The 12922-nt window shown below is 58.0% G+C and carries 8 protein-coding genes and 2 pseudogenes; 6 read left to right on the top strand and 4 right to left on the bottom strand.

Annotated elements, in window-relative coordinates:
- Positions 1 to 23: 23 nt before the first annotated feature.
- Positions 24 to 257 (bottom strand): annotated as a pseudogene (locus tag AC0L3P_RS10470) (glycosyltransferase family 2 protein); the annotation flags it as partial.
- Between the two features lie 1857 nt (positions 258 to 2114).
- Between AC0L3P_RS10470 and AC0L3P_RS10465 the strand changes: the two are divergent.
- Positions 2115 to 2684, top strand: a complete 570-nt coding sequence (locus AC0L3P_RS10465) for a transglutaminase-like cysteine peptidase (protein WP_473301807.1) — start codon at positions 2115 to 2117, stop codon at positions 2682 to 2684.
- A 169-nt stretch (positions 2685 to 2853) separates the two neighbouring features.
- Here the strand turns inward: AC0L3P_RS10465 and AC0L3P_RS10460 are convergent, their stop codons facing one another.
- Together AC0L3P_RS10460 and AC0L3P_RS10455 are read right to left on the bottom strand one after the other, a co-directional pair.
- Positions 2854 to 3090, bottom strand: coding sequence for a hypothetical protein (locus tag AC0L3P_RS10460; RefSeq protein ID WP_354211879.1), 237 nt, complete (start codon positions 3088 to 3090; stop codon positions 2854 to 2856).
- 1960 nt (positions 3091 to 5050) lie between these two features.
- On the bottom strand, positions 5051 to 5371 hold the full coding sequence (locus tag AC0L3P_RS10455; protein ID WP_275171415.1) for an H-NS histone family protein: 321 nt from the start codon (positions 5369 to 5371) through the stop codon (positions 5051 to 5053).
- 846 nt (positions 5372 to 6217) lie between these two features.
- On the opposite strand from AC0L3P_RS10455, the gene AC0L3P_RS10450 reads away from it, so the two are divergent.
- From AC0L3P_RS10450 to AC0L3P_RS10430, 5 genes and pseudogenes are all read left to right on the top strand, one after another.
- Complete coding sequence (locus tag AC0L3P_RS10450; RefSeq protein WP_473301806.1) at positions 6218 to 6685, top strand: DUF968 domain-containing protein; 468 nt, start codon at positions 6218 to 6220, stop codon at positions 6683 to 6685.
- A 435-nt stretch (positions 6686 to 7120) separates the two neighbouring features.
- Positions 7121 to 7687, top strand: coding sequence for a transglutaminase-like cysteine peptidase (locus AC0L3P_RS10445; protein WP_354057420.1), 567 nt, complete (start codon positions 7121 to 7123; stop codon positions 7685 to 7687).
- Positions 7688 to 7884: 197 nt separating this feature from the next.
- A pseudogene (locus AC0L3P_RS10440) lies at positions 7885 to 8053 on the top strand (transposase); the annotation flags it as partial.
- Positions 8054 to 10982: 2929 nt separating this feature from the next.
- A complete protein-coding gene (locus AC0L3P_RS10435) occupies positions 10983 to 11324 on the top strand; it encodes a VanZ family protein (RefSeq protein ID WP_473301805.1) in 342 nt (113 codons plus the stop codon).
- A gap of 480 nt (positions 11325 to 11804) precedes the next feature.
- Positions 11805 to 12185 carry a hypothetical protein gene (locus AC0L3P_RS10430; protein ID WP_473301804.1) on the top strand — a complete coding sequence of 127 codons (381 nt, stop codon included), beginning with the start codon at positions 11805 to 11807 and terminating at the stop codon, positions 12183 to 12185.
- Between the two features lie 314 nt (positions 12186 to 12499).
- On the opposite strand, the gene AC0L3P_RS10425 is transcribed toward AC0L3P_RS10430, so the two are convergent.
- A partial coding sequence (locus AC0L3P_RS10425) for a UDP binding domain-containing protein (RefSeq protein ID WP_473301803.1) occupies positions 12500 to 12922 on the bottom strand: 423 nt, incomplete at its 5' end.

Below are 12922 nucleotides of genomic sequence, written 5' to 3'. Positions count from 1 at the left end.
ATCCGGGGATCCTGATCGGCATGTTTTTGCGCGACCATGACGGTGTTGTCGGTCGAGCCATCATCCACGACATGGATCTCGAGTAGCTCGTGTGACTGCGACCGGACGCTCCGGAGCGTTTCGTCAATCGTCGCGGAAGCGTTGTATGCGGGAATGACCACGCTGACGAGGCAGGTTTCGCTCAAACTACCTCTCCGTGCAGCTGACGGATACTTCGAGCGTGCAATCGCCTCGTACCGTGTTAAGCCGTGGAACATACATTGAAGATGCCGCCCGAACATGGCGGGTTCTCGACAAAGCCCACACCACCCGAATCTAGCGGAATATAAAGGCTGCGCTGAGGTCCACGAGAAGCTGTTATCCGAGGTCTTAAAGATCACCGAAATCGCGCGCCCCCAAAATCAAAAAGGGTGATCGCGCGTCGACGAAGCTGATTTCAAGCGCCGTCGAGCGTTGGACCTGCCAGCGAGCGCACGGTTCGACGTCAACCTCAAAACTCCGACGGACGGCGAAGCTTGGCGCAGCGTTAACCTCGGCTATGGAGGCGATCAAGGCTGCCTTCCCGCCGTTGACGGGCCAGTTGCCGAAACCGTCGCGTCGTCGATCTTCATCCGGCGCAAACTCATTTCTATCGCCATGTTGGACAGCGGCTTCCCGGGAGCCTGATTGGGAGATATGAACTCACCTCGTTGAGCTGCCTGAGGATCGCCACGGCGCGACCGGACAGCGGCACACGATGTTCGCGACCCGTTTTCGCGCGTATTGCAGGTACCGTCCAGATCTTCTCGTCCAAATCGATCTCGGCCCACGGGCGCCAAGGATTTCCCCTCACCGGGCGGCTGTCAGGATGCAAAGTTCCAAAGCAACCCCGGCTGCGGCCTCCCGCTCGCGCAATAGGGCGGTGAACCAGGCGATATTGAAGGACATGGCAGCATGGTGACCGCGCGCCAGCTTGGACGGCTTGGGCAGCAGGTGGTCTAGATGACCCGCCATCGGGCCGGGTTCACTGCTCGCGTAAACCTGCTCGCGTGGGCGAAGGCCAGCCTACCGCTCAAAGAACACCCTTCTGGAGTCGGACGCCCGGCTCGCCGAGCCCGCCTATCAGAACAAGCTTGAAGACTTTGCCCGTTCGCCGGCCAGCGGCATCGAACCAACGCTCGAAATAACAATGGAGCTGCTCCGGGTACGGTCGCTGCGACTGACGGGCGCCGCAGCTACTCCTGGAGGGGGATGGGCTTGCCTATCCCAAAGAGCCGCCGCGTAAGTGCCACAAGGTCCACCCGTTGATGGTCCGAGAACCCGCCTCGTTTGCCAGCAAACCCCGTGCGACACTCGTCATCTGAGGTTCGCTAGCCGAGCACCCTCGGGCGCAAGGTCAGCACGAGTTCACGTTGCCGCTCTGCCGTGCCCATCACCAAGAGCTGTATCGGTACGGCAATGAGCGAACCTTATGGGCTAACTTGCAGATCACGCCGTTGCCGGTTGCGCCGGACTTGTGGGCGACTGGCCCCGTTCGTGGTCCACGCCCCGCTCAGGCTTTGAGCGGGGCTGTTGTCGCACGCCCGGATTTCAAACTCTCATCATTGTGAATGCCCTTCGCGGCGGATCAGCTCACCCCGTGGCGCCGCTGACAGAACTTGTGGCATTAGCACCCGCCTCACTGCTCCTGCCGGCGCAAAATATCTTGCGAACCATGCGTAGCGTGCAGCTGACGACCTTTGCCGATCTCTCAGTGGTTGCGATCGCACCTGCCCAACTGCTGGTAGGTCCAGCACCACCGATTTTTGCGCCACCTTGTTCTCAAGCCTGACCGCTTTGGCGCAATGCAGCAAACCTGCAGAACGCGGGGTGCTAGGATCGGAGCTCATCTCGCCGACATCCCAAGCTGGTCTCCAGCACTCTGTTCGAGGCGGATCTTAGGAACCATTTCCGATTGAAGCCGTTGGTTGAACAACCTATAGTCATGTCCGCGCAACAACGCACGTAACGCCGGCGACGGCACTAAACTCTACGCCTTCCGCGCAGACAGTACGTGGGAAATTATAAGTACGTGGGGAGCTCCAAATGCACCCTTTTCCGCCGCTTTAGCCGGAGCCGCGCTGGCAGTCGGGGAGATGATGATCGGGTTGCAGCCCGGCAATGCGGGACAATCGGACATGCCCCCGAGAACGCTCTCGGTGAACCAGCACATCCAATTCGGGACCCCCACGCTGCCACCGATGGCCTACACTATGTTTTGCCTGCGCTACGAGGATGAATGCCGCAGAAGGCCGTTGTTTCGCGGCGGGGCGGTTCGCCTCACTGACAAACGCTGGGCCGATCTTAAATTGGTTAATCAGTCCGTTAATCGCAGCATCATTCCTGAGAACCAGGAATTGGGCCCAGTTGTCGAAACCTGGTTGATCAATCCGGATCGTGGCGATTGCAACGATTACGCAGTGAGCAAGCGCCACGAGCTGCTCAATCGCGGCTGGCCTGCGGGCGCGCTGCTGCTGAGTGAGGTCGTCACAAAATTGGGAAAACATCATCTTATTGTCGTCGTGCGTACCCGAAGCGGTACTCTAATTCTGGATAATCTGACGCCGCAAATCAAACCGTGGGCGCGTGCGCCGTATCGCTGGGTACGAATTCAAATGCCGAACAACCCTCAGCTGTGGACCACCATTGCCGACCTTGGGGAGTGAGTGTGTCTCGAGTTCGTCGACAAAATTCTCGAGCCCGACCCAAGTACTTTCCTCCATACCCCAAGCTTTCGCAGCAGTTGCGCTCGTATATTACGGAACTATGCTTGAGGATCGTTATGCGCGCGGGGGAATAAGGAAAATAAAGCCGAGCGCTTAGCCTCTTTCCGCATCAGCCGCGCGTCTTCTGAGAGGACGGCTTAAATTCCACGACCTCGTGCTGGTCGCTGCAATCCAACTGCCCTTGCTGTTTTACGATTACCTCGAGCTCAAGAGCTTCGAAGGCGAGTTCATCCGCCAAGCGTTGAAAGAACGCGCGCTTTTCGGCATCCGTCGCCAGCTGACTCATAACGGCAAAGTCTCTGGCGTCAGCGCGGAGCTTATTCAATCGTGGCCTGAGGTCCTTCATGTTGTTCCGGCCTGGGTTCAAAACTCATCCTCGGCGGAAACAATAACCTTGCTTGCCGGGATGGCGCACAGGTAACTGCGGAATAGGATATTCGTTCTTTCTTAACTGCTGGTTAGCCGCTTATTCATCGTGCGGTATCCGGCTTCCGGCCCCCGCGAGTTGCGGCTCGAGCCATCGTGGCACCCTGCCACCCACCAGATGTCGGTCACAAGTCTGCTCGCCGCTTCGCTCGCAGACCAGAAACCTTCCTTTCGTGGCGGGAACGCGTTTGGGCGAAGCGGTCGCTCGACCTGCGCCTGGGCGTCGAGCACTTTATCGCCAGCTCGCGCGGCGCGTGGCCCGCTCACCTGGTCCGAAAGACTGGTGTCCCTCCCAAACGTTCCGATCGGCTGCTCGGCGGCAAGGTCTAATGCCTGCGAGAGAACTTTGAAAAAGACCGATGGCAGTGCATCGCCGGGAAATCCGAAGGATTGTCCAGACTGCACGCATCTCGACAAGCCTGCCCACCAAGCCCATCTCGACCACTGTAGACAACTTTACTTCGGTGGTTAAAACCCCGCGCCACAAGCGCCGCCGGGGGCACTGAACAGATCACTGCCAGCGGATTCATCTTCGTTGCTGCGAGTTCTTTTGCTTTGTCGCGACCGTAAGCCGTTTTGAGGCCGCAGCTTCGGCCTTTCTGACCCGCTCTCGCAGCTCGATGAGCTGAAGGTACTCGGCTTCCAGCGGGTCGCGATAGGGGCACTGCTTGGCAGGTGCACGATAGTTCGAACTTCCATACGACGAATATCGAATCATGGAAATCGATGCCTGTTTTCAGACAACCCCACTGACTGGTGGTTCGGGAAAATACCCGATCGACGCGACGGTATTCCGTCTCGGCAACTTGGCAACGATTGTCACTCGTTAAGCTTGATGCTCGCGAGTTGCGTTAAAGCTGGAACTGCCGATCAGAATGGAATCTGCACGCGGCGCCGGCTAGCTAAACGAATGCGCGAGATCGAATAGCTTCGAACCGAGGGCGCCCACCACGAATATAATACCGCAATTATCCGTTGCGAGTGGCAGCCACTGCTTTTGAGCTGTGGAGAATAGCGAAAACCAGAAGAATTATGAACCGGGCTCGCATTCAATCCGACGCAGTGAGTCGGAGTCCCTGAAGTGCCGGACATTTGGTTTCCACTTCTCGCGACCGCCATCGTCGGCACACTCCTTTTTCTTGCGTTCCGACGATAGACCGCCCGGGGCAATGAACCCTCAGCCGCCGCTGAAATCGCGGTTCGCTGCGCGATGCTTTGACTGCGCATAAACAGCTAGGTTCCCTTCCAAGGGGGAAGGTGGCCGTGAGTACCTGGTTGCTCTTTTTTTAATTGTTTTGAGCGTGGGCATTTTAATCGGCCATGCGCCATGCGCTCCTGTATCCCGGACATCAACTTCTCGTTTAATTCGGGTTTCTTAAGAAGGACAAAATCGTGCACTATCTCATCGTAAGCGCTGCTCCGCGCGAAATAAACCGGCTGAGCTGAGGCCGCCCGCATCGCTCGTCAAGGCGAGGCAGACTGTGGGTCGAGAAGCAAGACAATGGAACGCATTTGTTTTGGCAGTCGCGAGGCGAAGGCCGCCTTCGCGCAGCCGTGCAAGTCGCAAAGCGTTCATTGTTCAACGCCTAGCGTCCGAGTTTGCTCTCTCAGGAGAGAAGCCGGTGCGCCCGCGAATGGACAGCGAGACCGACATCTGAGCGGGGGCTTGCAGCTCGGCTCACGATCTGCGGCCGCGCGGCTTGGCCTTCAACAGATGATGACCTCGGGCGTCCCGCAAACGGCCCCTCCAAACCGCATCAGCTCGCTGCGGCCGCGGCATTTCTCGGCGCGCGCCGAGCATCGCAAACCCGAAGCACCTTTATGATATTTCTTCGGCCGACAGGGTGCAGATGGCTGCGTGATCAAGTGATCGGCCGCGTCTAATCAAGAGCTTTGGCAATAAGGAAATCAGCCAGCTTGCGGCCGCCTCGAAGTTGCGGCTTGAGCCATCGCGGCACCCTGCCCCGCCCCGACCAGGTCTCCGTCGGATTCTTTGGATTCCGATACTTCGGACGAACGGGCGGGTATTGGCGGCGCTTACGTTCAAACCGGGTGACTTCGTGAGCCATTCCGATCCTGCGCAGCCGTTCCTCCAATCTAGCTTTTTCCGCCAACATCGCGTCGCCAAGTTTGGCGATCACCTCGTCGCGAATTTCCGAAAGCTCGTCAAGCGATAGCAACTTCAGATGATCGATGTTCATAGCTCCATCCCCGATTCTAAGAGCATTAATCCATCAAGGCCAAGCAGCGGGCAAGGCACGGCTTACAAAACTGTTCCCCAATCCACATTTAATTGCAGCAACCAGCGGCGATAAAGGCAAGAGGGCGGTAATAAAGTGGCGCGCGAATAACGTAGGGCATTTAATTCGCCGGTCCGATTTGCGATCGGGAATTCTGCACTGTCTCCTTTTGACTACCTAGGCACCGCACTCCGTCGCTGACCCACGTCGCTAAAAAGGCACAAGATCGAGAACAATTTGCAGCGTGAACGAAGAAATTAGTGCTGCCATTGAGAGACCCGGACGGACCAGCCCAAATTGAAATGGAAACAGCGCGTTTATCGAACAAATTCTGATCAGGTGTGATCATAACCGGCTGCGACGAAGAAGTTCAGACGCTCTAGCGCGCTGAAGGCGGCAGAGCGGGGCCAATAGCGTCGACCAAAGCCTTGATTGATCAAGCGGCGGTCTTTCGAAGGCGGGCCTGGGGCTTGGCGAAGGCCGTGTCGATTAAATTGAGATCGGCCGAATACAGCGCCAAATAAGGGAGCTCGGCGCCCGCCGTCTCGATCGCGCCGCCGACTCCGGCCCGCTTGTCTGCTGCGAGATTGTCCCTCGCCGCGAGGTCGCCGGGCCCAGCCCACCGCTCAAAGAACACCTTTCTGGAGCCGGATGCCCGGCTCGCCGAGCCCGCTTATCAGAACAAGCTTGAAGACGTTGCCCGTTCGCCGGCCAGCGGCTTCGAACCAACGCTCGAAATAACAATGGAGCTGCTCCCGGGTGCGGTCGCAGCGGCTGACGCGGCGTCGCAGCTACTCCTATAGGGGGATGGGCTTCCCTATCCCAAAAGAGCCGCCCCGTAAGTGCAGCAAGGCCCACCTGTCGTTTGTCCGAGAACAGCCCTGCCTCGTCTACCAGCAACCCTCGAGCGACGCCCATCATCTGAGATTCGCTCTGCCGAGCACTCTCGGGCGCAAGGTCGGCGACGAGTTCACGGTGCCGCTCTGCCGTGCCCATCACCAAGAGCTGCATCGGAGGGCAATGAACGAGCTTGGTGGGATGACTTGCAGATCACGCCGTTGCCGGTTGCGCTGGACTTATGGGGACTGGCCCCCTTCGTGGCCCACGCACCGCTCAGGCTTTGAGCGGGGCTGTTGTCGCACGCCCGGATTTCGAACGCTCATCATCGTGAATGCCCGCGCATCAGCTCACCCCGTGGCGCTGCTGACAAACCTGTGGGTATTGGCACCCGCCTCACTGCTACTGCCGGCGCAAAATCTTGCGAACCACGCGTAGCATGCAGCTGACGATCTTTGCCAATCTCTCAGGGGTTGCGATCGCATTTGCGCAACTGCTGGTAGGTCCAGCAGCTTTTGCGCCACCTTGTTCTGCGCAATGCAGCAACTGCGGCACTCACCAGATGCCGAGACCCGGGGTGCTGGGATCGGAGCTCATCTGCGCCAACATCCCAAGCTGGTCTCCAGCACTCCGTTCGATTTCCAATGCTAGAGGCGGATCTTAGGAACCATTTCCGGTCGAAGCCGTTAAACAAACAACCTATAGTGATGTCCGCGCAACGACGCACGTCAGGCCGGCGACGGCACTAATGCTCTTCGCCCTCCGCCCGCGTCTACGGCAGACAGTACGTGGGGAGTTATTAGTACGTGGGGAGCTCCAAATGCACCCTTTTCAGCCGCTTTAGCCGGAGCCGCGCTGGTACTCGGGGAGGTGATGATCGGGTTTCAGCCCGGCAATGCGGGACAATTGGACATGCCCCCGAGAACGCTCTCGGTGAACCAGCACATCCAGTTCGGGACCCCCACGCTGCCACCGATGGCCTACACTATGTTTTGCCTGCGCTACGGGGATGAATGCCGCAGAAGGCCGTTGTTTCGCGGCGGGGCGGTTCGCCTCACTGACAAACGCTGGGCCGATCTTAAGCTGGTTAATCAGACCGTTAATCGCAGCATCATTCCTGAGAACCAGGAATTGGGCCCAGTTGTCGAAACCTGGTTGATCAATCCGAGTCGGGGCGATTGCAACGACTACGCAGTGAGCAAGCGCCACGAACTGCTCAATCGCGGCTGGCCCGCGGGGGCGCTGCTGCTGAGTGAGGTCGTCACAAAATTGGGAAAACATCATCTTGTTGTCGTCGTGCGTACCCGAAGCGGTACTCTAGTTCTCGACAATCTGACGCCGCAAATCAAACCGTGGGCGCGTGCGCCGTATCGCTGGGTACGAAGTCAGATGCCGAACAACCCTCAGCTGTGGACCACGATTGCCGACCTCGGGGAGTGAGTGTGTCTCGTACGTCGACAAAATTCCCGAGCCCGACCCAAGTACCTCCCTCCGTACCCTACGCTGGAGCTTATCCGATCGTGGCCCGAGAGCCTGACCGAAAAAGGTGCGCGGTTTCCTTCGGATTTGCAAAGTTTCGGGGGAGGACACCATAGCGCGGGACCAAAGCCGCTCGTAACAAGCATCAGCGCAGTGTCCTGCGTTACACAAGTGATTTGCCCGGTACAGAAGGGCGTTGATCGTTCGGAAGATACCGCCGCGACGGCGGTTGGGCCGGCGCGCGGCCGATCTGCGCGAGATTGTGCAGGCGATCTTCTATATTTCTGTCGATGGCGAGCCTTGTCGAAGGAGCTCCCGCTATACTCGTTCTGTCGACGATTAAAGATTCATTCCAGCCCTGGGCTCTCGCTCATTCGTTAACCACGCTGAATGCCGGCAAGATTGAAACGTGACAAGGGGCGTCGTTCTGCGCAGGTGACGCCCGAGGCAGTCGCCGTATTCCGACAAGGCATCGAAATGCTGCGCGGCCCTTACGACCCATACGAGTTCAGGGATCTAAGGATCGCAATGGCCGCCGCTCTCGGCCGGTCAAAGTTCCGCGCATCGCCGCTGGATTGCGAGCGAAGGTCGTTGATCGGCTGCGACGTTGGATCGTCCGACGTCGCGTTCGAACCGCTTCTGAAGGAGATTGGGATGGGGCGCCTATTCATGACGGACGCTGAATGAAGAGCCTGGCGACCTTCTCGATTATTCCTTCGCACCTGCCACAGAACGTCTCGTCGACGAACAACATGGTTTGCGACTAATGACGAGACGGCGGATACGGCCAGCACGATGACAAGAAGATCCAACATCATCCTCAGCCTCGAACTCTCAACACTTCACGGGATCACCTGAACTCACGGAGCACCCCGAGGCGCGCGCGGTTAATTGAGCAAGCCGAAATCAGTTTCAGGGAAATAAATCCCTTCCGGCAGATCTAGAGCGGCCGAAGTCAATTATTGAATTTCGATATATACAGCCGCAACGTCCGGCCTTATAATACAACTTTAATAGTCTGATTCAAATAAGTGGCGATCGGAAGCGCCTACCTTAGTTCCATCCAAAATTATTTTCGAAAACCAGAAATACGTATAGAGTTATTCTATTGAGCTATGTTTTGCAGCGTTGACTTATTGTGAGGGGCCAATGGATGCTTTTTGTAGTCCGCGTCGCCGCCATTTTTCCGAGGAACTTCAAAAGCTAAACGACTTGATGCTGGAAGTCCAAGGGCTGCGCAGGCGCGTTGCGCTAGCAGAGATCGAACTCCGAAAACAAACGGCCGCTAAGAAAGCGCCCCTTGCGACAAGGCGAGGCCTTAGGCTCGTCGTAGATGCGAGCGTCGGAAAGACGGCCATTTCGACGTAATTCTTTCCTTGGGAGATTCCAATGAGCGTGGCTCTTCCCTAATTGGTTTTTAAGAAAGGAGACGTCAGGTGGCTAAAGCGACGCTCCAACATTATTGATGGGGCGGTCGAACAACATGGCGCGTTGTTCGCAATCCACGCACTTATCCGATCCGCTGCGCAAAGGCGCGTCCGCTGGTTCGGCTTACTCGACCTAGCTGCTTACGAAAGCGCTGTAGGCTCGGCTTCGAGCGGACGCGTGCGGACAACGACGTCCAGCGCCTCGGGCGCATGATGCTCATCGCTGCCGTGCTCGATCGCAGGCAGCGCAGCGCCGCACCTCGGAAGCCCCTTCGCTTCGGCGCAGCATGGTCCAGCCTTGTTCCTCAAGGTAGCGCCAGCCCGCCGGCGCGCGCTTTTTTTGTAGTCGCTTAAGCTCGGCTACGAACGGATCATGCCATCGAGCGCAGGCGATCGATGTGGCGGCCGAGCAAGTACGCCGTCTGCAGGCGCGGAGTCCGAGCGATCGAGCAGCCGGGCCGGTTAAGGAGGAGCATTTTAGATGCGGACCTTCAGAGGAAACGTCTTACGCGCTGACGCGAGGGGGTAAACGGACAACGCACTTGGTCCTGGAACAAAATATGTTTTATTTAATTATTTAATATGATTTAATTCCGTTCGACTAAGTGGGAAACACGATGCCAGTCCAGAACGACGACCGCCGCGCATTCTTGAAACCTGTGGGAAATTTTCCTATCAACCTCTCTCCCATCGGATGCGATTGCCCAGTCTGGTGCAAGGGCCGTCCATCATCACGGCAATAATGGTTGGGGCAACGGTGGCGGCGATGGCAGCCCAAATGGCAAGGACGACAGAGTCCGCTGAATTGATGACGGCCTTTCGGAAGGAGACACAATGCAGCCCAAGCGTTGCGACGGGATTGGCATTTCGCCTCCTTCAGCGTTTCGCTGCGCTGGCTAGCGACGTAGCTGCCGCGCTTGTCGCGCTGCTTATCCCGAGCACAGCTTTGAAGGAAGTGAACCGGCCCCTGAGGGAGGCGACGGTAGCAAGCAGTTGACTGCCCATCCCCATCAAATACCCGCAGCGTCGTAAGTGGAGTTGTTTAGTGTTCGCGGTCCTCATCTTGTCTACGATGATCTCTGTCTCCTTTGGCGCCGGTTACTTGACCAGAGATCTCATTTCTCGTAGGCGCCGCGCCGAAGAGCGCCGCTGGGCACCCTATTTGCAGCCCAGATGGCTACCAACTCAGCCTGCAAACCGAAACGAAAAGGAGTCTTCGCAGAAGGGTGAGCTTGGTCAAATGCTGACCCGATGGGATCAGCGCGCACGCGCGCGGCGGAGCTTGCGGCGCGGTTAGTTGACCCCCGGCTATCTGCCGCTTTCGCGGGTGTCGGCGCTAAGCCTCTGCCTTGAAGCAAATGAACTCACCTCCCGAGCGGAGCGGACAGGCCGTTGAGAAGTCGCTAAGCTCAGCCATATCGCCGTCAATGGCGGTCCGTGAATAGCATTCCGCTCAGGTCGAGCTACCGCCGGAAGGCGGCGTACACAATCGGCCACGTAGCCGCTAAGTCCGGGATCACCTCTCGCAATCCGCAAGCCCATTGCGCGCCTCGTTTTTGCCGCGCTCGACTGGGCGCCGAACGCGGGATACTTTGCGACTGCGCAGGCCAATCGCATTCGGCGGCAAAGGCCGCGCATGCCTGTGCATCGGCCGGCTTGCGGGCTGGCGATCAGGCAGAGCAGCAAAAGAACTCGGAAAGAGCGATGCAGCTCAATTCCCAGAACTGAGAGGGAAGCTCTAACTCAACCTTGAGCAGCAAGCGACTCGCACGGGTTGACCGCAGAACAATAGCTCGACGCAAGCCGCGGGAGGCACTATTCGATTGGCTATGTCCCGCAAACTGATCGTTTTGGCGGCCTGGTGCGGACTAGGCTTTATTATCTTTGCGACATTGTCGCCGATTGGGATGCGTCCAGGTACTGGTTCCGCAGGTATCGAGAGGTTCCTCGCTTATGGCCTGCTTGGCGCACTCTTTGTCATGGCCTACCCTCAACACTTGCTACGCGTCATAGCTTTAGTCCTCGTCGTGGCAAGCGCGCTCGAATTGCTGCAACATTTGACGCCAGATCGGCACGGCCACATCGCCGATGCCGGAGAGAAGATCGCGGGAGGCGTAGCCGGAGCCAGTATTGCAAGACTGGCTCAACTGCTAATTCGAGCAGCGGCTTGAGGAAAAGCCGGTAGACCGTTCTTTGTCTGCCTTCTGGAATGATGTGCAAACGGGCCGCCGCTCAGGCGCCGACTGCTGGCGTCCGGCCTTATCACCGCGTGTGCAGGTGACTGCGGCACCCTTGTTAGCGCAACTCGTATTGGCTACATCGGGAATCCGCGCGCTTTACCAAGGTGAGCTCCTGAAGACCATATGGTGGCGCGCAGCGCAACAGTGCGTACTCAGAGTAATACGGCGCAGGTGCGCGCCAACACAGGTGGCCGTCGACGGGAACTTCATAAGCAGAAGCTCGAATCGTATATGTGCAAGGATTTGCAAGATTGGGCTCCTTCCTAGCCGCGTATTGAGCTTGGGCTTCGGTGTGCAAACCGAATGCAATCAAAGCGATCGGAAGCACGCGCAATTGAGTTACTCCAAATTTGGCCGCCGCACGGCTTTTAACTTCACTATTATTTTCGATATTTAAAGCCGAGATATTAAATGTCAATTTATTATTTAAGTCAACAGGGGGGCGCTTCGTCGAGGCCGCTGCGCCGCCTGAACCTGATGAGATATCTACCCGACCATGGTTTCCCCTTTCCAACTGAAAGAGCGGCGCCGCGAGATAGTCGTCGCGCTCGGAGCCGCATCGCCCCGATCAGCGACGAGCTTCAGAAGATCGCAGCCATTCAGCAGACGATCTCTGCTTTCGAGGATGTCATCGCAGATCTCGACGGCGAATGCGTCGATCGGGCAGCTTGTGCGGAGGACCGGCTTGCTCAAGATCGAACCGCGGAGAAGATAATGCGCAACTGGGGTATGGGTACCCGCCTATCTTTTATTGAGACCTTTCGCTCAAACGGCCATTATGCCCCAGGATGACGACGGTTCGATTTGGGCGTTGCCCACCCCCATTGGCAGCTGAACTCTACAGGATCAATCCCCGTATGGGAGTGCCGCGGTGCCTTGGAGGTACTGAACCGACTCGATGGAGGAGCGGCGGCCGTTTCGTTGCGGCCTTTATTGCTTAGCGGCGCGACGAAACGCTGCTTGGCGCGCGTTCCCATCATCATGAGCGCCATGGCCTGCGATCAGTTTCCAAAAGCATCGAGCTAAACGGGATGCAATCGATAAAAAGCGGGAGGAAGCGCAGGGAAAAGGCCGTTTCACCTTGGGAAGGAGCGGCCCACGATTGGCTAATCGCGCGACCCGCTCGGCCGTCCAACGCTCTCATAGACGAAGCCAGCCGCAGCCATCTCCTCGGGGCGGTAGACGTTGCGGAGGTCGATGATGACGGGCTGCGCCATGGTCGCCTTCAGCCGGTCGAGGTCGAGCGCCCGGAACTGCACCCATTCGGTGACGATCACGATCGCATCGGCGCCTTCCGCGCAGGAATAGGCATCCTCGCAATAAGTGATGCTGGGCAGCTCACCCTTCGCCTGCTCCATGCCGACGGGATCGAAGGCCTTCACCTTCGCGCCCATGTCGATCAGGCCCGTGACCAGCGGGATCGACGGCGCATCGCGCATGTCGTCGGTGTCCGGCTTGAAGGTGAGGCCGAGCACGGCGATGGTCTTGCCGCGCAGCGAGCCGCCGAGCGCCTGGCTCACTTTTCGCGC

This window comes from Bradyrhizobium sp. WSM4874 (assembly GCF_055811835.1).
The sequence above is the reverse complement of the archived record's forward strand: the minus strand, read 5'-3'. Positions and strand labels throughout refer to the sequence as shown.